25 protein-coding genes and 1 pseudogene are annotated in these 19,382 nt (G+C 61.4%); 7 read left to right on the top strand and 19 right to left on the bottom strand.

Annotated elements, in window-relative coordinates; translation table 11 throughout:
- Positions 1 to 56: 56 nt before the first annotated feature.
- Positions 57 to 593: a DUF2280 domain-containing protein gene (locus tag PK98_RS16115; RefSeq protein WP_161792446.1), complete on the bottom strand. Its 537-nt coding sequence runs from the start codon at positions 591 to 593 to the stop codon at positions 57 to 59.
- A gap of 283 nt (positions 594 to 876) precedes the next feature.
- Between PK98_RS16115 and PK98_RS14215 the strand changes: the two genes are divergently transcribed.
- The gene (locus tag PK98_RS14215) at positions 877 to 1,194 is read left to right on the top strand and encodes a hypothetical protein (protein WP_235425526.1); all 318 of its coding nucleotides are present in this window, start codon (positions 877 to 879) and stop codon (positions 1,192 to 1,194) included.
- Positions 1,195 to 1,315: 121 nt separating this feature from the next.
- On the opposite strand, the gene PK98_RS14210 is transcribed toward PK98_RS14215, so the two are convergent.
- Positions 1,316 to 2,218 (bottom strand): hypothetical protein, encoded by a 903-nt coding sequence (locus PK98_RS14210; protein ID WP_052208745.1) that lies wholly within the window; start codon positions 2,216 to 2,218, stop codon positions 1,316 to 1,318.
- Between the two features lie 292 nt (positions 2,219 to 2,510).
- On the opposite strand from PK98_RS14210, the gene PK98_RS14205 reads away from it, so the two are divergent.
- From PK98_RS14205 to PK98_RS16795, 3 genes are all read left to right on the top strand, one after another.
- Positions 2,511 to 2,738, top strand: a complete 228-nt coding sequence (locus tag PK98_RS14205) for a hypothetical protein (protein WP_039097459.1) — start codon at positions 2,511 to 2,513, stop codon at positions 2,736 to 2,738.
- A gap of 12 nt (positions 2,739 to 2,750) precedes the next feature.
- Entirely contained in the window at positions 2,751 to 3,224 is a 474-nt protein-coding gene (locus PK98_RS14200) for a hypothetical protein (protein ID WP_039097458.1), read from the top strand.
- Between the two features lie 629 nt (positions 3,225 to 3,853).
- A complete protein-coding gene (locus PK98_RS16795; RefSeq protein WP_152608678.1) occupies positions 3,854 to 4,186 on the top strand; it encodes a hypothetical protein in 333 nt (110 codons plus the stop codon).
- Positions 4,187 to 4,477: 291 nt separating this feature from the next.
- Here the strand turns inward: PK98_RS16795 and PK98_RS17425 are convergent, their stop codons facing one another.
- On the bottom strand, positions 4,478 to 4,939 hold the full coding sequence (locus PK98_RS17425) for a thermonuclease family protein (protein WP_407637635.1): 462 nt from the start codon (positions 4,937 to 4,939) through the stop codon (positions 4,478 to 4,480).
- Between the two features lie 41 nt (positions 4,940 to 4,980).
- Entirely contained in the window at positions 4,981 to 5,289 is a 309-nt protein-coding gene (locus PK98_RS16790; protein ID WP_152608677.1) for a hypothetical protein, read from the bottom strand.
- A 97-nt stretch (positions 5,290 to 5,386) separates the two neighbouring features.
- Here PK98_RS16790 and PK98_RS14195 point away from each other — a divergent pair, with 97 nt between their 5' ends.
- Positions 5,387 to 5,989, top strand: a complete 603-nt coding sequence (locus tag PK98_RS14195; protein ID WP_039097457.1) for an SOS response-associated peptidase — start codon at positions 5,387 to 5,389, stop codon at positions 5,987 to 5,989.
- Between the two features lie 176 nt (positions 5,990 to 6,165).
- On the top strand, positions 6,166 to 6,966 hold the full coding sequence (locus tag PK98_RS16430) for a DUF4760 domain-containing protein (RefSeq protein WP_081996255.1): 801 nt from the start codon (positions 6,166 to 6,168) through the stop codon (positions 6,964 to 6,966).
- Between the two features lie 274 nt (positions 6,967 to 7,240).
- On the opposite strand, the gene PK98_RS16785 is transcribed toward PK98_RS16430, so the two are convergent.
- Both PK98_RS16785 and PK98_RS14190 read right to left on the bottom strand, forming a co-directional pair.
- A complete protein-coding gene (locus PK98_RS16785; protein WP_152608676.1) occupies positions 7,241 to 7,666 on the bottom strand; it encodes a hypothetical protein in 426 nt (141 codons plus the stop codon).
- A gap of 418 nt (positions 7,667 to 8,084) precedes the next feature.
- A complete protein-coding gene (locus PK98_RS14190) occupies positions 8,085 to 9,113 on the bottom strand; it encodes an IS110 family RNA-guided transposase (protein WP_152608709.1) in 1,029 nt (342 codons plus the stop codon).
- Between the two features lie 172 nt (positions 9,114 to 9,285).
- Here PK98_RS14190 and PK98_RS14185 point away from each other — a divergent pair, with 172 nt between their 5' ends.
- Positions 9,286 to 9,684, top strand: coding sequence for a VOC family protein (locus tag PK98_RS14185; RefSeq protein ID WP_039097455.1), 399 nt, complete (start codon positions 9,286 to 9,288; stop codon positions 9,682 to 9,684).
- A 154-nt stretch (positions 9,685 to 9,838) separates the two neighbouring features.
- Here the strand turns inward: PK98_RS14185 and tnpC are convergent, their stop codons facing one another.
- The 13 genes and pseudogenes from tnpC to PK98_RS14130 all read right to left on the bottom strand — a co-directional run bounded on the left by tnpC (position 9,839) and on the right by PK98_RS14130 (position 19,307).
- Positions 9,839 to 11,473 carry an IS66 family transposase gene (gene tnpC, locus PK98_RS14180; RefSeq protein ID WP_039097454.1) on the bottom strand — a complete coding sequence of 545 codons (1,635 nt, stop codon included), beginning with the start codon at positions 11,471 to 11,473 and terminating at the stop codon, positions 9,839 to 9,841.
- A gap of 57 nt (positions 11,474 to 11,530) precedes the next feature.
- Positions 11,531 to 11,884, bottom strand: a complete 354-nt coding sequence (tnpB, locus tag PK98_RS14175) for an IS66 family insertion sequence element accessory protein TnpB (protein WP_039097453.1) — start codon at positions 11,882 to 11,884, stop codon at positions 11,531 to 11,533.
- Positions 11,881 to 12,330, bottom strand: coding sequence for an IS66-like element accessory protein TnpA (tnpA, locus tag PK98_RS14170; protein ID WP_039097452.1), 450 nt, complete (start codon positions 12,328 to 12,330; stop codon positions 11,881 to 11,883). The genes tnpB and tnpA overlap by 4 nt, the downstream gene beginning before the upstream one ends.
- Before the next feature lie 81 nt (positions 12,331 to 12,411).
- Positions 12,412 to 12,597 (bottom strand): hypothetical protein, encoded by a 186-nt coding sequence (locus PK98_RS14165; RefSeq protein ID WP_039097451.1) that lies wholly within the window; start codon positions 12,595 to 12,597, stop codon positions 12,412 to 12,414.
- Positions 12,597 to 12,866 carry a hypothetical protein gene (locus PK98_RS14160; RefSeq protein ID WP_039097450.1) on the bottom strand — a complete coding sequence of 90 codons (270 nt, stop codon included), beginning with the start codon at positions 12,864 to 12,866 and terminating at the stop codon, positions 12,597 to 12,599. The genes PK98_RS14165 and PK98_RS14160 overlap by 1 nt, the downstream gene beginning before the upstream one ends.
- A 577-nt stretch (positions 12,867 to 13,443) precedes the next feature.
- The gene (locus tag PK98_RS14155; RefSeq protein WP_081996254.1) at positions 13,444 to 14,730 is read right to left on the bottom strand and encodes an AAA family ATPase; all 1,287 of its coding nucleotides are present in this window, start codon (positions 14,728 to 14,730) and stop codon (positions 13,444 to 13,446) included.
- Position 14,731: 1 nt separating this feature from the next.
- Entirely contained in the window at positions 14,732 to 15,667 is a 936-nt protein-coding gene (locus PK98_RS16110; protein WP_152608675.1) for a toprim domain-containing protein, read from the bottom strand.
- Positions 15,664 to 15,975 carry a hypothetical protein gene (locus tag PK98_RS14145; protein WP_039097449.1) on the bottom strand — a complete coding sequence of 104 codons (312 nt, stop codon included), beginning with the start codon at positions 15,973 to 15,975 and terminating at the stop codon, positions 15,664 to 15,666. The genes PK98_RS16110 and PK98_RS14145 overlap by 4 nt, the downstream gene beginning before the upstream one ends.
- Positions 15,976 to 16,159: 184 nt before the next feature.
- Positions 16,160 to 16,348 carry a helix-turn-helix domain-containing protein gene (locus tag PK98_RS17565; protein ID WP_407637634.1) on the bottom strand — a complete coding sequence of 63 codons (189 nt, stop codon included), beginning with the start codon at positions 16,346 to 16,348 and terminating at the stop codon, positions 16,160 to 16,162.
- Between the two features lie 55 nt (positions 16,349 to 16,403).
- Positions 16,404 to 16,928, bottom strand: a complete 525-nt coding sequence (locus PK98_RS16780; RefSeq protein ID WP_152608674.1) for a hypothetical protein — start codon at positions 16,926 to 16,928, stop codon at positions 16,404 to 16,406.
- Between the two features lie 169 nt (positions 16,929 to 17,097).
- On the bottom strand, positions 17,098 to 17,646 hold the full coding sequence (locus PK98_RS17420) for a hypothetical protein (RefSeq protein WP_235425524.1): 549 nt from the start codon (positions 17,644 to 17,646) through the stop codon (positions 17,098 to 17,100).
- A 192-nt stretch (positions 17,647 to 17,838) separates the two neighbouring features.
- Positions 17,839 to 18,000 (bottom strand): annotated as a pseudogene (locus PK98_RS17560) (J domain-containing protein); the annotation flags it as partial.
- 59 nt (positions 18,001 to 18,059) lie between these two features.
- Complete coding sequence (locus PK98_RS14130) at positions 18,060 to 19,307, bottom strand: tyrosine-type recombinase/integrase (protein ID WP_039097446.1); 1,248 nt, start codon at positions 19,305 to 19,307, stop codon at positions 18,060 to 18,062.
- Positions 19,308 to 19,382: the final 75 nt, after the last annotated feature.

The raw sequence follows: 19,382 nt of genomic DNA, 5'->3' as shown, positions 1-19,382 counted from the left end.
ATTCTTCTAGCTCCCTTTCAGCTCTGTTAGAAGATAGCTGGAACACCCTTTAGTGATCATGGTAATTGTTGCCGGGTTTCATATTGCCCGTGCTCGGTGCCGGCTGCCGCCTTGTCTTGAAGTCCCTCCACTGCTTGCCGCATGAGATCGTTGATGGTCGCGCGACGTTCCTCTGGCGTCGTATCGTGGTCCCGCCTCTTGGCGGTATCGTCCGCGCGAACGCTCTCATTATTCGTCAGGACAGTTCCCACTTCCTTGGCTGCCTGCTTCAAAAGTTGGATCACTAGCGGCCAGTTACGTGCCTGCTTCGCCGCATCAACGCCCTCTTGAAGTACGTTGAGCCGATAGGCTTTGTGAGCAACAGGGATAGCCGATACGTTCTCAAAGCATTTCACGCGGCAAGCTTGAAATACCTGCCGCCATTTATCGCCGCCTTCGTAGTAGGAACGGGTCGGGTCGTATCGGCCCACCTGCTTGTGAGTAAGCTCGATGCCATAGTCTGACCGGAACTGCTCGATGATGTCAGTAGGCGGTTGAAAGCTCGCCAAAGCCTGAACTATCTTTAGTTTCTGGTACTCGGTCAGATGGGCCATGATCGCGGATACGCTTCCGGTAAAAGGGCGGCAGGCGGACGGCAGCATTACCTCATATCGCCTTAGAACTCACGTTTTGTTGTTGCTCCTACCTGCCCGAAGCGGGCTCGTGGGATTGGCGGATGTTCTCGTGGGCGTTCGATAGCTCAGAGCTTTGTGCGGATAGACCTTGCTGTAGGTGGGAGCCAGCGGGACAGCTGCTTGCTGACGCTGCGGGCGCGGGCGCGGGCTTCACGCTGAGATGGTCTCGCTTGGGATTGCACGCTGCGATCGGGTATTCACCGTGGATAAGAAGATCCGTATGGTCGACTGGTCCGACATTCTGCTTGAGCAGTGGAGCGACGAGGGCCGGCGATCGCCCGGCTGGGTGCTGAAGACGCTGGCGTGCGACTTCGTCGCCTATGCCTTCGCGCCCAGCCGCCGATGCTTCCTGCTGCCCGGGGCGCCCTTGCAGCGCGCCTGGCGGCAGAACGGTCGCGGCTGGATCCAAGAGTATGGCCAGCGTCGTGCGCTCAACCCGGGCTATGCCACTGCCAGCGTGCCGGTGCCGATCGACGCGCTTATGCCGGCGATCTCACAGGCCATGGTGATCAGCGTTTAGCGGCAGTACCTATTATGCCTGTAGAATTGCGCCCCTATCCTCGTTGGGGCAGTCAGTGCCGACCTCGGCTAGGGAGTAGGTGGGATAGGCAAGAGATTGGATTATCTCTTGCAGCCGACGGCTATGCCGCCGGCAGCTGCGTTGGGGCGATCGTAGCGATAGCGAGCTGAGCAACGGACGGTGCCAAATGTCCTTTCTTCACCTTGCCATCTAGGTAGCCGCTGAACTTGCCGCCTTCGATGTACTGATCCTGCAGCCACTCACGGTAGTGACCCAATGCTGCAAGAGGGTAGCACCAAGACTCTTGCGGATTCGACCGCGCTTGCGGGTGATCGTCAGGATAGCGGTGCGGGTACTTGCGTCTCGCCCCGAACTGCCGTTCGAGTCCGTGATCCTCCCAGCATCGTCCCCAGTGCTGACCGATCGAAATGTCAACGACCGTCTTTTCACCGATCTCAGCGCCGGCGAGGATCAGCTCATAGATGATCGTATGAGCCTCATTGAACACATGGAAGTAGCCCTTAGGCGCGCTCTGGTGATTGAGGGAGATACGATCATGCCACTTCGTGAAGCGGTTCTGCCCGGTCGGGTCGTAGCCTACCTGTCGATAGATCATGTCCCGGAGCTTTGATCCGGCAAGCATTCGGAAGTTTGCGCGCGCCTGCTCTTGCACGTTGGCGCCAGCGTCGAATGCATAATACTCCAACACGGACAGGCAAACTTCGGCCGGGTAGCAGTAGTGCACGGTGCCGCCGTGCCTGATCTCAACGTGCGCTGCTGATGCCTTGAAGCCAGCCTGCTCCAGAATGCTCTTGATCTTCGACACCCGCGGCTTCGCCGGGCTCTCTGCCCATTGCGAGCTTATTGTGCCGATATGCGCGTTTTCGACGCCGCAGAGGACGGCCAACCCTCTTTGGCTCAAATATGGTGTGCCATCTGACAACACGCCCATTCCGATCTCGCCGAAATCGCCTCGCTTTTCGATCCCTAGCGGCAGGGCACCTTGCGAGGGAGTGATTTCCATCTGAGTCGATTTGGCAGCTAAGACACTGATACTACTCGCGTTTGGGGTGATTTCCTTTGCGCCGCCAACCATCCACACAGTCCTAATCGTTTGTTACGCCTGAACCTATTCGGCTTAGCCGGGGAGTCGAGTCGGGATGACGGATTATTTACCGCGCGCTTGGCGCCCTTGAACCGCCGCGCGCTATGGAATACCCGGCTGGCACCCGCGCCAGCATCGCCGGATACGAGGGATGAGCGGAGCCAGGAAGAACGCTATCTTGGTGCCGAGTCTCACATCGCGAGGACCGCAAATGCTTTGGTGGGTGATTATCTTAGCCGGCGCTTCTGCCCTGGGCATCTCCGCCGCTAGAGGTGCGAACGCGGTATGGGGAACGGCGACGCTCGGCGTCGTGGGCGGCCTGGTGCTCTCGGTTTTCTATCCGGGGCAGTTCTGGCTGACGTTGCTACGGTCGATCGCGATCGGCGCGCTGGTCGGCGCCGCCTTCGAAGCGCTCGCGAGATTGTCGCCGCGGTCCTGAGGCGCCCGCAGCATGAACGAAGATTATGCGCGCGACCTCTGGCACATGGGTGCGAGCCATGCTTTGGCGGCGGCTGCGGTCGCTCGCCGCGCACAAGAGTGGGCTGAAGTGAGCGGGGCTGAGAACCCAGAGATCGCCGTCACAAATGGGAGGTACTCGCCATCGATCTTCCTTCTGATAGGTTACAGCCTCGAGATCCTGCTTAAGACAGCTTGCATCGCTCATGGTAGCGATCCGAAGGAGCTTCGAGACATAGGCCACGACCTCGAAGCAGCGCTGACCAGTGCCGAGAGGCTCGGTTTCTGCTCAAGTGCCCCGCAGTTGCGGAAGATCGTCGAACTGCTTCGGCAACCGCACAGAGAACATCACTTTCGGTATAGCGGCATGGACGATTTCCCCCTGCCTGCCGACGTTGATGAGGTGCTCGGCAACCTGAACCATCTTGCTTGGGAGCTTGAGGTTATGCTCTTCCCTCAGGATCCGTGATCGTGTCACGACGACGCTTCTAATGCATCATCGGGTCGGAGGCTTCGTCCGCCAGTCATCTTGACGCCTCCGGACTGAGATCTTGGACTGTCGGCGCTCCAGATAAATCGCTGCAGCTTTGACTTCCGCATGCGGGTGAAATGACGATCCGGCGCTGCCCCGCATTACGGCCGAGCTTGCGCCGACGCTTTACCGCCGTCAGGATCGTAGCAGCATGCGAGGGCTATGAATCACGTGACTGGAAAAATAACTGGGCCGATCACAGCAGGATCGCTCAATTTCGCTCCACCATCACACGTCACGATCCCGGAGCGGATCGATTGGCATCTCGTCTCTGATCACGAACTTGACGCTCTATCTCGACCCGAGGGCGGTGTTCTAGGTTCAATCGGCTTCGCAGGTGTCGGTGCGCTACTCGGTTCCTGGCCATTGGCGGCCACGGCATGGTCCAAGATTGGCACGACAGCCGCGATTGCTACTGAAGAGGGGTACGCCGCAGTGGTATTCTTACTAAGTGGAGCCGCAGCCATTATCTGCCTTTCGCTCTGGGGTTACATGAAGCGAGAAACGCAAGGTTTGTCTAGGAAGATACGCGCACGCAAAGCGGTGCTCGGGACGGGGGAGGCACAATGAATGAACTAGTTATCCCACGCATTGATGGACAGCCAATCCTCACGAGCGGTACCGTTGTTGCGAGCCCTGGACGGTCTGTATCTTTCGCCCTTGGAGACACTGTCTTCGACTTCACATTTGTGACTGACAGCCGCGATATGGGCGTTCAACTCACGCCAAAACTAGGCGGACAGATTGTGGAGCTCCGCAATATACCACCCCACGGTGCGGCTTTTGATCTGACAGGCTTTAAAGTCGAGGGTCGTGCAGCCGTTCTAAGCCTCGCTATTTTCAATCAAGGCATGAAGGATCCCCATCGGATCCTCCATTATACCGCCGCCTACGCGTGATCTTCACAGAGTTTAGTCGAACGCCGTAGCCAGCACCGACAGCGGCACCATGGCAACTGGCTGGGTCGATCCTCATGGGGGAGGCGTGCGGATCGTCTTACCGTTGACCTTCTGCCCGACCCGCTTGGGGGTCATCGCTGTAGACCAGCCCATTGCGGGCGACGTGGTCGGTCCTTCCGCCGTGCTTTCGGGGCGCGAAAGTCCGTAGATAGGTCTGAGGCGAGCTTCCCAAGACCGTCTGCAGATAGCTCGATCCTTCACCGTTCGTGGGTCGATGAAGGGCGCATTTTGCTACCTGCAGAGATGCCCCCGCCAGTATCTGTCCCACCGTAACGCCATTCCGGACCGAACCATCGCGCAACTGAGATCGCCACCGCGCGGTGACACGCACCAAGCGCCGGTACGATCACCACCGGCGCCACCAGTCGAGACGCACCGCATAGCCGGCCCGCGCAATAGGACATGGCCCTGCCTTGATCGGCCGGTTCGCTCGCCCACCAGCCGCACCAGCGCATCACGTGATGCTTCAGCGCTAGCATCAGGGCACGGCTGGTTCGCCCTGCAGGTGCCGTCGCTCTCGCGCGCAGCGATGCCTGCCAGGCGGATGCGTGGCCCCTCGGCGCACCAGACCGGACCATCACCATCCCAAACGCGAGTGGGGGTGCAGGTGAACGTGTCGCCAGCGGGGATTGCGGACAAAGCGGCGGCGAGAAGAAGAAAGGGCACCTGCAGCTTCCGATGTGGTGTTGATATTCTTTGAAGATGCCCAGTGATGCCGGACTTCAGCTAGGTTTCTATTCTTGCAGCGCAGCTTGGATCATAGCGCGCCAAGTAGCTTGTGCAGCAGCCCTCTCGTTCTCTTGGCCAAGGTCTTTAATTGCATCCGATCCCCAGCCGATCATCGTAGCGCTAGGTTCCGATATAGCACCGAAGACGGCCTTGGCTGCGCTTAAATACTCCATCCAGTTAGGGTTGGTGTCAGGGCCGTTGAACGGCTGCCCTTCAATGTCGTGCGCGCGGTAAGCACCAGGGGACTTGCCGTCGGCTATACACAACGCGTACGCAGCCCGCTCCAGCGGTGTCTTTGCTTGTCTCTCGGTCATGAGGCTGCCTAGCTCCTTCAAAGATGCGACGCCGCCGAACCAGAATGCGGGGCACGAGTAGTCTGATGCCTCGCATGCCTACGATCAGGTTGAGCCAATGTGCAATCTCTACCGCATGAACACCGCGCACGCCGAAGCCGCCCGGCTGTTCCACGCTGGCACCGCACAGCTCGCCAACGCCGCGGCCGAGGTCTACCCGGGCTATCCCGGCCTGGTCGTGGCAGCTGGCGAGCTGCGCAGCATGGCCTGGGGCTTTCCGCTGGCGCAGACGAGCAAGAAGACAGGCCAGCCGCTGAAGCCCCGCCCGGTGAACAATGCCCGCACCGACAAGCTCGACAGCTTCATGTGGCGCTACAGCTTCCAGGAGCGCCGATGCCTGATCCCGGTGACAGAGTTTGCCGAAGCTGAGGGCGAGAAAGGCGCCATGACGCGCACCTGGTTCGCGCTGCCCGACCAGCCGACCTTCGCGGTGGCCGGGATCTGGCGCAACACGGACGATTGGGGTCCAGCCTACAGCATGGTGATGACGGAAGCCTGCATCCATGTGGAGGGCGTGCACGATCGAATGCCGGTCATCTTGGCGCCGGCTGATTGGGATCGCTGGACGGGTGGCACGCCGGCGGAAGCGCTGGGGCTGTGCGTGCCGTACGCTGGCGAGATGACGATTCGCTCAACCGCCGATCGTTGGGTCAGCCGATAGGCGATCTTAGGACCGCTCAGAACAAGCTAGCGGGCGCTCGATCCCCAACGAAAAAGGCCCCGCAATCACGCGGGGCCTCTGAAGCTCGGTCACTCGTAGGACTTACCCACCAATATCCTGTTCTCGGCGCATGTTTGGTCTCCTTCCTCAGAAACTAGCTAGGTTATACACATCGGATGTCAACCGAGGATGAACGGGGCGAAAGAATGGGGAAGGCGTATCGCGGCTGGGAGGAGCGTAGGCAGATCATACGGGCGATCATAGCTGATACATCCCCTCCATCGCTACAAAGCTTTGACCTGTCGCAGAGCGAACAGGTCTACTATCGGGCGCGAGCGGCTCGCGCCGTGGACAAACTTGCGCGCAGCACCTCAAACTTCAAGGGGTCCTACGCTCTACCCACTAACAAGCCGTTTGCGTACGTGATCGTGGTGGTCACGGTGATCGTGACCGCTGCAATCTCAGCTGGCATTTACGTGTTCCTTCATACTGACACGCCGTCAAGCGCATTCCCTGTTTTTGCAGCACTAGGCGCCGCTGCCGTTGCAGCACTCGGCTGGGCCGTTGTCGGTTGGATCGGTCACCGGAATACCGTCAGGCAAAACACTAACAACATGCTCTTCGCGCGCTTCTCTCATGCTCCGTTTGGAGATGCGTTGCATAGGTTCCACACAGAGTTTGGATATGGATTGTCCTTGAAGGTCACTAGTCAGATGGTGGCAGAATGTAGAGAGTCAAAGGTAGATGAAAAGATGCGTGCAGCCGCTGCAGTATCTTATATATTAAATTACTACGAGTTGTTGTCAGCAGGTGTTCTGAGAGGGGATCTTAACAAAGACATAGTTAGGGACAATGTTCGTGGTTTGATTATACATTATTACGACAAATGTGAGCCTCACATCTTGGCGGCAAATGCATTGAACCACCGCACCTTTGCTAATCTGATCAAAATGAGAACACACTACCGCGAACCTTGAGCCGGATCAGCACGCGCCTCCCTCATCTCAACATCTCGCCGCCATTCGCCTTATCATCGCCTGGGCGGGCCAATCCGCTCCGGCCGGCCGCCGCACTTCGTGCACTTCATGCGGTTGGCCGTAAGCGTCCGCCCAAGGCCGTCAGGCGGCACGCACGCTGATGCAACGACCGTTCTCGAGCTGTCATCGGAGCCCGTCTGCTGGCGAGGCGGCGGGGAAGGCGGACATCAGGTGACTGCAAGAAGGAAAGAAGAGGGGCTTATTGCTGAAGGCCTCAATAATCTGCTTCGGCACATTCAAGGTAATTAAAACCTTTTGTCCCGGGATCAAAGTCAAGTTGCAGTGCAGTGCAGCCTCTACCGCTAACGGCGGGATAGTCGTCGAACTCGACCCACCTGCGTTGCCCCAGCGGCACATTGGCTATCGCCCGACAACCAACGGCCTTTGAACTGCCGTCCGACCGAAGCTCCTCGCACCCATAATCGGCGGGTCTCGGTTCCTCTACCTGGGTCGTGTAAGCTCCGAGGACCGATCCCTGATACTGGGTGTAGTAACGGGCATAGCTTCGTAGCGGCAATGCTTCCGCTGGTAAGGCTATGGAGCTTTCAATTTCATCCATCAGCCGTTCTTGGCTAGTAGCCTGATTTGGCACGCAACCTGCCAGTGTAATCAGAAAGATGATGATCAGCGCAGACTTCATGGGCACATCATCGCACTTTTCGAAGTGTCTGCAATGGCGCGACTGCGGAACGGCAGCCTCCAGATCGTCGAATGGGGAAAGCGGACGTCGGACCGCTGATGAGCGCCACGTCTGTTTTCCTGCAGGTTCGGCCCGAAAGCCGCCAGGCAGCTCACGCCCCTGTGTGGACGGCTCTCCGTTGGCAAGGGGTGTTCTTCACTGCGCTTGCTGGTCGTGGCGCCCATGTGTCCGGCCTGTTTGCGCGGCGTTGCATGGCCGCTGGCCCTGATGCCATTCGCGCGGTTCAGGTCCCTCCCAATTGCACGCACTCGAGGTGCTTGGGGCGGTCGGGTTCTCCTGCTCCGGCGGTTTCAACCGGCTTGTTGCGTCAGTTCAGTTTGCCCTTTCCAACTCGTGTAGCGCCCCGGGGCGCGATCTCTCAGGCTGCCGCCAACTCCGGTTCCCGGTAGGGCTCGCCTGTTGCCATCATTGCCCAGATGATCCGGGCATTCTTGTTCGCCAGCGCGACAGCCGCAACCTTGGGCTTCTTGCGCTCCAGCAGCTGCGCCACCCATGGCCACTTGGTGCTGCTCTGCTTCGCTCGCCGCACCACTGCCATGGCACCGACCACAAGCAACTCGCGCAGGTAAGTGTTGCCCGCTTTGGTGATACTGCCGAGCCGCTCCTTGCCGCCGCTCGAGTTCTGGCGTGGGGTCAGTCCGATCCATGCCGACAGGCCTCGCCCGCTATCGAAGGTAGAGGGATCAGGCACGCAGGCTACGATCGCGCTGGCCAGCAGTGGGCCGATGCCAGGTATCATCATCAACCTGCGGCCTGCCTCGGTCTTGCGGGCATCGGCGAGGATGCGGCGATCATTGTCGAGGATCTGCTCCTTGATCATATCAAGCTGGGTGCACAGCACCGCAAGGCACGCCCGCGCCTCGTCCGGCAAGCGCGCATCATCCTGATCGGCGATGACCGCGATCAGGCGATCCAATCCTCCGCGTCCGATGGCTGCGGTAATGCCGAACTCGGCCATGTGGGCGCGCAGGGCATTGCTGATCTGGGTGCGCTGCCGGGTCAGGATCTTGCGCACCCGATGCAACATCATGGTCGCTTGCTGGTCCGGCGACTTTGCGCCGACGAACCGCATCGTCGGCCGGGTCACCGCCTCGCAGATCGCCTCGGCATCGGCAGCATCGTTCTTGCCGCGCTTCACATAGGGCTTCACGTATTGCGGCGGCATCAGCTTGACCTCGTGCCCAAGCGCAGTCAGCTCACGCGCCCAGTAATGGGACGAGGCGCAGGCTTCCATACCGACAAGACATGGCGGCAGCTTCTCGAACAGCTTCAGCAACTGCCCGCGCGTGAGCCTGCGTCTCAGAACAGCCTCACCGTGCGCATTAACGCCATGAACCTGGAACACCGACTTGGCCAGATCCAGCCCGACTACCGATACTTGCTCCATCATTACTCTCCTCTCCGACTCTCCCGCAGAGAATTATCCCGCGAGGGTGGAGAGCCGTCCACGACAACAATTGCCGACATTTCGACGACCCGGGGGTGACCGCGGCCTATGGGCCGCTTAGATGAGAAGGCCAGTGGCGATCGGAAGTCGATCAGCCTCAAGGAGAGCTCGCATGCTTTTTCACACCATGGTCGGATCGAACGACATTGAACGTTCGAAGCGCTTCTACGACACGGTGCTCGCCACTTTGGGGGCAGGCGAGGGGGCGCGGAACATCGCCGACAGCGGCCATACGCGGCTGATCTATAATAATGGAAACGGAACCAACTTCATCGTCAGCCAGCCGATCAACGACGAGCCGGCAAGCGTCGCCAACGGCAGCACCGTCGCCTTCTCGTGCAACTCGCCTGAACAAGTGAAGCAGCTTCATGATACCGCGGTGGCCAACGGTGGCACCTCGATCGAAGCCCCGCCCGGCCCGCGCAATACGGCATCGTTGGGGACAGTCGAACTTGCCTATTTTCGCGACCCTGACGGCAACAAACTATGCGGTATCCATTTTCCGGCCTGATCTGTCCGACATGGGTCCGCTTCTGACCCTAGCGGACCCGGATCATGCGATCGCGCGAATGTCCGCTCCCCACCCACACCTCGCAATCCAACCAGCCTTCAGCGTCACCCGTTAGCGGACATTTGGGCTTTCAATACGGCTAAGCGCCGGTGCTCTAACACCACGGCGCAAGTTCGCCGATGCGGTTGGCGGGATGGCCATCGGCGATGCGGGTGAGAACGTCGCGCAGCCAGGCCTCAGGGTCGATGTGATTGAGCTTGGCGGTTTGAAGGAGCGTGTAGATCGCCGCTGCCCGCTCGCCGCCCTTGTCGGAGCCGGCAAAGAGGTAGTTCTTGCGGCCAAGGGCGATCGGCCGAAGGCAGTTCTCGGCGCGGTTGTTGTCCGCTTCGAGCCGTGCGTCGTCGCAGAAACGGGTCAGCGCTTCGCGCCGCTTCACGGCATAGCGGATGGCGTCCGCCAGTGCGCCCTTGTTGGAGATCCGGCGTAGTGTGTCCTCGGCCCAGTTGAAGAAGCCGTCCACCCCGACCCTGACGACCTGCCGCCGTTCGAGCCGCTCTTCCAGCGGCAGTCCACGGCCGAGCTCCTCCGCCTCGTACATCAGGTCGATCAAGCTGACGCCCGTGCGCGCCGTGATGGAGTCTGTTGCCTTCCAGACGTCATAGATCTTGCGCCGGACATGCGCCCAGCACGCTACCTCATAGATAGGGCCAGGCTGCCGGCGCCCATCGTACAGCTGATCGTAACCCGCATAGCCGTCCGCCTGCAGAAAGCCTGTGAAGCTGGCGAGGTGCGATCGGGGCCGCTCGCCCTTGCGGTCCGGCGTGTAGAAGTAAGCCGCTGCGGGTGGACCGATGCCCTGCCAGCCCCGGTCATCACGGGCATAGACCCACAGCCTGCCGGTCTTCGTCTTGCCGCTGCCGGGCGCCAGGACCGGAACCGGCGTATCGTCGGTGTGGATCTTGTCGGCGGCGAACACGTGTCGGCGGATGTGCTCGACCAGCGGCTGAAGCAGCCAGCTGACCTGGCCAACCCAGTCCGCCATGGTTGAGCGGTCCAGGTCGACACCCTCGCGGGCGTAGATCTCCGCCTGCCGGTAGAGCGGCAGATGGTCGGCGTACTTGGATACCAGCACATGCGCGAGCAGGCCGGGTCCGGCCTTGCCGCGCGGGATCGGCAGCGCCGGTGCCGACGCCTGGGTGATGGCGTCGCAGCGCTGACAGGCGAGCTTGGGACGGACGTGGCGCACGACCTGGAAGCGGCCGGGCACATACTCCAGCACCTCGGTTACGTCCTCACCCAACGCTGACATGGTGCCACCGCACGCGCCGCAGCCGTCCGCGTGCGGAGCGGCGTGCACGACTTCCTGGCGCGGCAGATGGTCAGGCAGCGGCAGGCGCTTGGGCTGACGCTTCTCGCGCGCAGGCGGTGGGATGCCCGCGTCAGCGGATGCGCTGATCGCCTCGGCCTCGATCGCCTCGAGATCTTCGAGCCTGAGCTCCAGCTGGTCGATCTCGCGGGAGAGCCGCTCGGACGACTGGCCGAACTGCATGCGCCTGAGCCGTGCCAGCTGGACCTTGAGCTTCTCGATCTCCAGCGCGGTCAGCTGAATGGCGGCCTTGGCCGCGCGGAGCTCGGCAGCGGTGCTGGCCAGTTCGTCAGCAGTACTTGCCAGCGCTGCTGCAGTGTTGACGCGGGCTTGCTCAACGCTCGCCAACTGCTCCTGCAACGCTTGCGCTAAGGCGCGCAGCTCGTCTGGATCAGAGGGAAGATCGGTCGTGACCAGCGACATGGCTCATCCTACCACCGGCGCGACTCAGGCCAAGCAAAAAGGACGGAAAAGCGCCATTTATATGAGCGTTGGCGCGGTCGTCGGAGCCGGCGCTACAGTGCGCCGCCAGTCAATGCCTTCGATCAGTAGTGCGAGCTGCGCAGGGCTGAGCACGATGCCGCCGTCGACCAGCGGTGGCCACACAAACCGGCCCTGCTCCAGACGCTTGGCGAACAGGCACATGCCCGAGCCATCCCAGTAGAGCGCCTTCAGATAGTCGCCGCGCTTGCCCCGGAACAGGAACAGGTGACCCGAATACGGGTCAGCCTCAAGAACCTGTTGAGCCAATGCGGTAAGCCCGTCGAAGCCCTTCTGCATGCTCACCGGCTTGCAAGCGAGATACACCTTGGTGCCCGGCGCCAGCGCAATCATGCGACATCCCTCAGCGCCCGCAGCACTCGGGCAAGTGCCTTCTCATTGACGTAGCTGTCGACCGACAGGCGAACGCCGCTTGCCAGGTCGATATCGATGCCGCCGGGTCGCGCACCCGGGTGCGGGCGGATCAAGTCCTCCGGCAGCGCGGCAGGTGACGACGGCTTGGCCGGTGTCGCCTGCGCTGATGTCATGTCCGGCTCGGTCGATGCGGCGTGCGTCACCACGCCATATGGGATGAACTGCAACGGCTCGCTGGCAATGCGCTGCGCCTCGCGCCTCGTCTTGCGCCAGCCATGAATGAGGCTGGCCGAGATGCCGAGCCGGCGCGAGACGCCGACAATCGTGGCACCCGGCGCATCGCACTGGGCCAGCACCGCCTCGCGCTCCTCGTCCGAGTACCGCCGCCGACGTTCGACCCGTGTGATGACTTCCATGTGGCTCATCCGCACTCTCCTTACGGAGTGCGAAAGGACACTCCCGAGAGCTCACCGCCTCGCGCAGCTGGGCCGCGCCAGCAACACGCGTCAGGCCGGACGCTTACGGTTGGCCAGCGGGGCAAAGCTGACGGTGCCGAGCTTACGCTTCCTGCATTCCTCTAGCAGCCAGCGCGGATCCAGCATCACCTTGTGCCCGCACCGGCAGGCAACACGGGCCATATAGCCGCGGGCGATCAGTGCGGAGAGCGTGTCTAGGCGGTCATTGTGCCCCATCAGATCGGCGCAAGCCAACCCTCCTTCCGACAGGCAGCAGCGATCTTGTAGTATGGTTCTCGACACGACTCCCAAGGGTGGCCCGATACGTTCTTCGCCTTGTGCCAGTAGTCCAGCAATGCCGGGCGATCCTGAAGCAGGCACCAGAGGACCGAAAGGGCCAGACGGACTTCTTCGGTATCAGCCTGCTTCTGGGCCGAGCCGTATGCCGCCCGATCAAGCACCGCCAGCGACAAGGTGATTAGGCGCTGGTGGGAGGCACGGTCCATGTACCCCTGTAAGCGGAACAAAACGTGATTCGCTACCTGTGGCTGCGACCCGCTGGAGCTTACCGCTTTGCCGCTGACGCAGGTGATGCATGCCCACCCGTTTCCTGCCGTTTGTTTAACCGCCCGCCATCCACCTAAATGGGCCTTTTTTACTCGGCCCGGGCGAGACACCAGCCGCGGCCCCCGCAGCCCTCAGACGCTCGTCTATTCGAGTCTACTTTAGACAGGAGGGGAACAGCCACCGAGCCTGTTTCCTGCCTGTATAATCAGGCACCGGGCCACCGCCATTGCCCGCTATAAACCGGCCCTCGCGTACGCGCGATATAATGGCGGCAAGCTGGGCATCCCCCCGCCCCTCTAAACGCCCTCTACTTTACTGGCGAGGTCCGCCGCCGAGGATCCCGTATTTCGCCCGTATTTTGCGGGCACCAGCGGCCCGCTTCGATATCGCCTGATTGTTTTTCAAACCTGCAGGCTTGCTTCACCCGCACCTTGTTTTCAGCCCCCATCGGCCTTCACCCGCACCCGCACCATACCCGCCCTTCCTATAGGAAGGTGCGGGTAGTGCGGATGGGGTTCACAGGGGGTCACCGCCCGCACCTTCCGCACCGTCCGCACCGCACCTTGCAGAGTGCGGACGGCTGCCGATCTCGCTGGGGTTCACTGGCGTCCCAACAACAACGAACGGCCGATCATCCCCGTTCTTGTCGGCTCGGTGCTCGACTGCAAGGGCGCCGGTCTTCTTCCATGTGCGGATCAGCGCCTTGATCCTGGCCTTGTCGTTCTCGGCAGAGAGGCCGGCGACCCTGGCGACGAGGTGACCGACCCAGTTCTTCGCCTGGACGTTCTCGCGCCACTCGCCTTCACCCAGCCGCTGCTGCACGGTGTAGAGGTGCCAGGGGCTGAGGCCGTGGAAGACGTCGGGCTTCTGCCACAGGCTAGCGACGCCAACATGGTCGGGCTGCTCGCCTTTTGCCCCGTTGCCCAGGCTTTGCCCCTCCAGCTTGATCCACGTCGCGCCGCCGGCTGGCGCCCGGCTCACCTTCCCGTCATCAATCCGCACTAGTGAGCGGCGCAGCAGCGGGTCACTGATGCCCAGTTCCTCCGCCTCCTTCTCGCTCATCATGTTGAGCGGCAGAACGACGCGCGCAGCACCTTGCAGGGCCGACGCACCGCGCCCATCCTCTGCCGTGGCCTCCCGGCCGCCCAGCTTCTTGGTGTGGTGCACCAGCACGACCGCGCAGCCCGTTTCCTGCGCCAACCGCTTCCATCGCTTGACAATGGCATCGATCGCTTCGTTGCTGTTCTCTCGCACGGCATGGCTAGAGACGAACGGGTCGACGATCACCGTCGATATGTTCCGTTCCTCGATCGTGCGGGCGAGCTGGGCGAACACGTCTTCCGCCAGCATGAAGCCGTCGCGGTCTTCCGTAGCCGTGACCAGCGGTTGAACGAGGCCGCTGTCCAGGTGCAGCCGATCGCCACAGTCGTCGAGCCCGACATCATGGAAGAGGATTGAGGCCGAGAGCTGGCGTTCGAGTTCGTCCGTGCCGTCCTCCAGGTTGAAGATCCACACGCCTTGCTGCCCGCGGTGCACCGGCTTGCCCAGGAGCGGCTGGCCACTTGCAAGGCAGAGTGCCATCGCTGTGCCGATCGTGCTCTTGCCTACGCCAGGCGGCGCGATGATCGCGGTCACCTCGCCTCGCAGCAGCCAATGCCCCAAGAGCCACTGCCGAGTGGGCAGGGATGCGGGAACTGGCCAGCGGTATGGTGTCGCCCGCAGGTCAGCATAGCTCCGGATGCGCAACGCCGCTTCTTGCGGCTCGACTTCGGCCAGATCAAGAGCGCCAATCGGAACGGCCATCTTAAGGCCTCCCGACCAAGGCAGCCGCGATCTGCGCTGCGACCCGGTGGCGGGGAACGTCAGCGAAGTCGATGGAGCGGGCCTGCGTGTCCCCTTTCAACCTCACTGGAACCGGAACAGCCAGCCGGCCGCTAACTGCCCGAGCCGCCTTCTCTGCTGCCTCCATGCCGAGGTTCTCGGCAAGGTGCCCGTCATCATCCGCCGCGATGACAATCTTTCGCGTGGGGAACAGGCGGCGCATGGTGCGCGCCACGACCAGCAGATTGTTCGCAGACAGAGCCGCGATGACGCCGTGCCCCGTTTCCATGTGGATAGCTGCCATAGTGGCGTAGCCTTCCCCGATCACCAGCGGGCCAGCCGATGGCGCACCGTCCGGCTGATGCGCGCCGTGAGGCCAAAACAGGCCCTTAGTCCGGGCGTTCCGGCCAAACAGCTTAAAGCCATCGTGCTGAATGCGTTGCACGTTCCAGATGCGGAATGCAGCATCCATCATCGGCACCAGCAGTTCACGGGCCATCTGCCGAACGCCGAACGGCTCCAGTCGCTTGGCCTGCAAATAACCATGACGGAAATCGGCACGGCTGGAAGCCGCCCACAGTTCGGCCGCTTCCTGTGCCGCCGCCTGTTCCGTTGCTTCCCGCTGCCGCTGCCGGTCTTCCTCCTCGCGCCGGATCGCTGCTCGCTCGACCGGCGTCAGTTCGCGCGTCGGCCTGTCACTAGCTGCAAGATAGCCGTCCCGGCGCAACATGGCCTTCACCGCCAACGCGTCGGCCCTGCCGCCATTGTAGCACGTCACCAGCACGCCATCGGGTGCCAGCATATCGGGCTTGATCGCGGTTCCTCGGTCTCGAGCCGAGTGGCCGGGCGTGGGGATCAGCGCATTGCCCTTACAGACATAGCCACCGTAGCGGCGGACGATTGCCCTCGGGTCGATCACAACACGGCCCTCCCCTTGTCAGTCAGGCGCCGAACAGCTGCGTACTTGCCGGACGGATTGCGGCGCCGCACGCCGGTCGCCTCCACCAAGCCCAGCGTCCGCAATTCGCTGAACCGAGGTTGCAGGGCTTCGCGGTCAATGCCGGCGCTGGCGATCGCCTCCAGCGGAGTTGCCTCTCCCAGCCGGGCCAGCGTGTGCAGAGCAATGCGGTGCAGCCGGGGCACCATAGGCGCAATTGCGACGGCCGCATCCTGACTGGTGCCGTCATTCCCCTTGGCACCCGGCATGCTGGGGTAGCGGCTAGCCATGCGCGCCTCCCCCGAGGATAACCGCCCCCAGCATCACAGCCATCTCCGGCCGGATGTGGTGTGCCGCGATCAGGAATTGCGATTGGATGATCGTGAGGTTAGAAGCATCTCGGAACCAGCCGCCACAGCTATTCCGCGATGCCCGCGCCTCATCCGCGCGGGCTTCGCTTTTTCCAGGCATGTTCTATGCCTCCCCAGCAACAAGCGCATGCAGGCTCTCGGCCGGGATGATCGTTCGCCCTCCCACGCGCGTGGCACGCAGGCGACCGCTCTTCAGCGCCTCATAGATGGTAGTGCGGCCCAAACTGGTGGCATGGCACGCTTCGGCGATGGAGTACCCGATCTTGTGAACCGGCGACTTTGCAATGGTCATATCAAAATTCTCCAACATGTCCGCTCGGGATCGGTGGGACACGTGGAGAGCTGAATTAAGGGTCGTCGCTTACCCCGGCAAAGTGCTTTTCTGGAAAAATTGGACGGCCCAAATAATCCGTTTGTCCGTTTCGATATGCTTCCGCGGCGGCTTCCTCGGCTACAGCCTGCTTAGCTGTATCGCGGAACGGGCGAACTCGCTTGGCGAGTGTATCTGACGAGATTTTTGGTGTCGTAGCTTGCCCCACCTCATGGCAGGCGTGCATTAGCTGTCCACGTCGGAAGCCGCCTCTCCGCGCCACCTCAATCGCAAGATCGAAGTCGCGCATTGCGCGCAATCTCGCGTCTGTCTTGGCCGGGGGTAAAGCAGGATTACGAACAGCTACTAACTTGAACAAGCAGTCTGGATCGGAACCTTCTATCAAGGCCAACAGCTTTTCTGATGCTATCCGACCGATCTGCATTTCTGAGCGTCGGATGTGCTCAGCCAGCCATTCCAAGCGACCATAATGCATTTCCGCGACAGCATAGTATTCGCTCTCGTCGGGGCCCTCGCTGAGCGGGGTTCCAAGATCCTGCATGCCGCCTCCCGAGCGGTTCCCATGGAAGTGCGGGGAAGCGCGTGGGATGCGCGCTTGTCGGCTGGCCGGCCTATCCCCGCCAGAATGACTACTGGCGGAAACTTGTACTGTCAGGTGGGAGGGGGCGAGCCATCCCCAACAAAGGTTTGTGCGTCTCGAACAATCGGCACTAATATCCCGAACGGTTTGCAGCGGCTTGGATCGATGTATCGAGGACGGTATTCACCTGAGTCCAGATTATCTCAGTTCGATTGGAACTTACCTCTGCAAAGCGGGCGTAATCGGAATCCAATATTTGCGCTCGCATTTTGAAATGTATGTTCTGGGGCATCCCTGTTGATTGAGCGAAGCCCAAATCGGTCGCCATGGCCGCCATATCGAAAGCGATGCAGTAATCCGTATCCAGTATATCATTTGACTGCCGCGCGGCTTGCTCGCAGTTTCGACTATAGACCTCCGCACCCGACATACCGTCCTTGGCTAGGATTGTCGCGAAGTCATCCACCGCTGCTTCGACCTTGGAAACAAACTCCCCCATTGTAGGCACGGGTTGGATCGAGTTTGTTGCACCAGTTATCGGCGAGGGAACTGGTGAAGGTGCTAGTGCAAGTGAGGTTTGTCCCTTGGCTTCGGAGGGAACTTCTTCAGTACTCTGTGAGCTTTGATCGCCTCCATTTGCAATGACGATCAGTGCTCCGATGAGCGCCAGACAGAGCATGAAGCCTACCGCCTTACCTCCGGGCTCATACCCGCTACTTCTTCGACTTGGTTCACGACCGGATTTTAACGTGGAAGCGAAATCCGGAGGTGGGGGAGGTGGCGGTGGCGGTGGCGGTGGCGGTGGCGGTGGCGGGGGTGGCGACGACGCTCGCACATCGCTAGCAGTGGCTCTAGAAGCGTCGTACTTCCTGCGTTCGGCCGGGTTGCTCAGAATTGCGAAAGCTTCATTGATTGCCTTCGCTCGGGTATCGGACTCAGGTGCACAGTTCGTGTCCGGATGGTACTTGAGCATCATGGCCTTGTACGCCGCGCGTATGACCACATCGTCCGATCGAGGCGAGACGCCAAGCACCTCGTAAAGGTCAATTGCTGGCACTTTCCCCCCTTGGTTGGCCGCTATTCGTTTCGAACCTAAAGCTGATATGCACGCAATGGTGTCACGCTGGCGCCACCAGTATTACCACTCATGCAGAATTTTGCCCAATCATCCATCATCCGCCGCCGCTTGCCGAACAAGTCGCCGCGTCGATATGCCCGTTCGACCTTGTCCCCGATAGTATGGGCCAGAGCCATCTCCGCCACCTCATGAGCGTACCCTGTGCATTCCGCCGCCCAATCGCGGAACGCCGATCGGAAGCCATGCACGGTGGCGTCAACCTTCATCCGGCGCAGCAGCATCGCCATTGCCATGCCGGACAGGTTGCCACCTATGGCGCCGGGGAACAGCCATTTGCTGCCAAACGCATTGGCCTCCTCTAGAATCGCCAAGGCGCGAGGCGATAAGGGCACCCGATGTTCCTTGCCCGCCTTCATGCGGCTGGCGGGGATCGTCCAGACTGCCTTATCGGTGTCTATCTCGGTCCAGCTCGCGCCGATCACCTCGCCCGAACGGCAGGCGGTCAGAATGGTGAACTCCAGCGCCAGGGCGGCGGTCGCCTTTCGCCCATGCAGGTTCGTCACTAGCGCCGGCAAGTCGCCATAGGGCACCGCCTTGTGGTGCCCCCGCGTCAGGCGCGAACGGGCGGGTAGGATTTGCGCCAGATGGCCGCGCCAGCGGGCGGGGTTCTCCCCCTGCCGATAGCCGCGCGCCTTTGCGCTATCTAGCACGGTTTCAATGCGCCCGCGCACGCGGCTGGCAGTCTCCGCCTTGTCCTTCCAGATCGGCTCAAGAATCGCGAGCACGTTGGCGGTTTCGATGGTGGCAACCGGGAGGTCGCCAATCACCGGATAGACGTAGCTGGCTAGTGTATTGCGCCATTGCTGCCGATGCTTGGGGTTGCGCCAGCTCGCTTCGTTCGCGCCGATGTAGGTTTCCGCCGCATCGCGGAACGTCATGCTAGACGCGATTGCAGCCTGCGCCGCCGCTGCCGCGTCGGCAGCCGCCTGTTTGCGCTCGGCAAGCGGATCGGTTCCAGCTTTTACTTTCAGTCGCAGAGCGGTGGCTGCCAGCCGGGCATCGGCCAGTGACATGGCGCCAGCGCCTGCCGCTGAGCCAAGGCCAACGTCGCGAGCCTTGCCGTTCAACATGAAGCGATAGACCCAGGAACGGGCGCCCGTCTCCTTCACCAGCAGGTGCAGCCCGCCACCATCGGCATGACGCCCCGGCTTTGCTCCCTTCACAGCCAGCGAGGTCAGAGCATTGTGCAGCTTGCGAGGCATAGTCCGGTCCGTTCCCTTATCAGTTCCCCGATAGTAGCCCGGTTTTATGGGAACGCAACCGAACACGGGCGAACA

The organism is Croceibacterium mercuriale (assembly GCF_000802385.1).
Taxonomy (GTDB): domain Bacteria; phylum Pseudomonadota; class Alphaproteobacteria; order Sphingomonadales; family Sphingomonadaceae; genus Croceibacterium; species Croceibacterium mercuriale.
The sequence above is the reverse complement of the archived record's forward strand: the minus strand, read 5'-3'. Positions and strand labels throughout refer to the sequence as shown.

What these genes read in the sequence shown, in the direction of transcription:
- PK98_RS16780 (WP_152608674.1), bottom strand. Translation starts at nt 16,928, where the DNA reads ATGCAGGATCTTGGAACCCCGCTCAGCGAGGGCCCCGACGAGAGCGAA.
- tnpC (WP_039097454.1), bottom strand. Translation starts at nt 11,473, where the DNA reads ATGTCGCTGGTCACGACCGATCTTCCCTCTGATCCAGACGAGCTGCGC.
- PK98_RS14165 (WP_039097451.1), bottom strand. Translation starts at nt 12,597, where the DNA reads ATGGGGCACAATGACCGCCTAGACACGCTCTCCGCACTGATCGCCCGC.
- PK98_RS17565 (WP_407637634.1), bottom strand. Translation starts at nt 16,348, where the DNA reads ATGACCATTGCAAAGTCGCCGGTTCACAAGATCGGGTACTCCATCGCC.
- PK98_RS16430 (WP_081996255.1), top strand. Translation starts at nt 6,166, where the DNA reads ATGTCAACCGAGGATGAACGGGGCGAAAGAATGGGGAAGGCGTATCGC.
- PK98_RS14210 (WP_052208745.1), bottom strand. Translation starts at nt 2,218, where the DNA reads ATGGAAATCACTCCCTCGCAAGGTGCCCTGCCGCTAGGGATCGAAAAG.
- PK98_RS16115 (WP_161792446.1), bottom strand. Translation starts at nt 593, where the DNA reads ATGGCCCATCTGACCGAGTACCAGAAACTAAAGATAGTTCAGGCTTTG.
- PK98_RS14160 (WP_039097450.1), bottom strand. Translation starts at nt 12,866, where the DNA reads ATGGACCGTGCCTCCCACCAGCGCCTAATCACCTTGTCGCTGGCGGTG.
- PK98_RS14185 (WP_039097455.1), top strand. Translation starts at nt 9,286, where the DNA reads ATGCTTTTTCACACCATGGTCGGATCGAACGACATTGAACGTTCGAAG.
- tnpA (WP_039097452.1), bottom strand. Translation starts at nt 12,330, where the DNA reads ATGAGCCACATGGAAGTCATCACACGGGTCGAACGTCGGCGGCGGTAC.
- PK98_RS14195 (WP_039097457.1), top strand. Translation starts at nt 5,387, where the DNA reads ATGTGCAATCTCTACCGCATGAACACCGCGCACGCCGAAGCCGCCCGG.
- PK98_RS17420 (WP_235425524.1), bottom strand. Translation starts at nt 17,646, where the DNA reads ATGCTCTGTCTGGCGCTCATCGGAGCACTGATCGTCATTGCAAATGGA.
- PK98_RS14205 (WP_039097459.1), top strand. Translation starts at nt 2,511, where the DNA reads ATGCTTTGGTGGGTGATTATCTTAGCCGGCGCTTCTGCCCTGGGCATC.
- PK98_RS14155 (WP_081996254.1), bottom strand. Translation starts at nt 14,730, where the DNA reads ATGGCCGTTCCGATTGGCGCTCTTGATCTGGCCGAAGTCGAGCCGCAA.
- PK98_RS16795 (WP_152608678.1), top strand. Translation starts at nt 3,854, where the DNA reads ATGAATGAACTAGTTATCCCACGCATTGATGGACAGCCAATCCTCACG.
- PK98_RS14190 (WP_152608709.1), bottom strand. Translation starts at nt 9,113, where the DNA reads ATGGAGCAAGTATCGGTAGTCGGGCTGGATCTGGCCAAGTCGGTGTTC.
- PK98_RS16790 (WP_152608677.1), bottom strand. Translation starts at nt 5,289, where the DNA reads ATGACCGAGAGACAAGCAAAGACACCGCTGGAGCGGGCTGCGTACGCG.
- PK98_RS14200 (WP_039097458.1), top strand. Translation starts at nt 2,751, where the DNA reads ATGAACGAAGATTATGCGCGCGACCTCTGGCACATGGGTGCGAGCCAT.
- tnpB (WP_039097453.1), bottom strand. Translation starts at nt 11,884, where the DNA reads ATGATTGCGCTGGCGCCGGGCACCAAGGTGTATCTCGCTTGCAAGCCG.
- PK98_RS14130 (WP_039097446.1), bottom strand. Translation starts at nt 19,307, where the DNA reads ATGCCTCGCAAGCTGCACAATGCTCTGACCTCGCTGGCTGTGAAGGGA.
- PK98_RS14145 (WP_039097449.1), bottom strand. Translation starts at nt 15,975, where the DNA reads ATGGCTAGCCGCTACCCCAGCATGCCGGGTGCCAAGGGGAATGACGGC.
- PK98_RS16785 (WP_152608676.1), bottom strand. Translation starts at nt 7,666, where the DNA reads ATGAAGTCTGCGCTGATCATCATCTTTCTGATTACACTGGCAGGTTGC.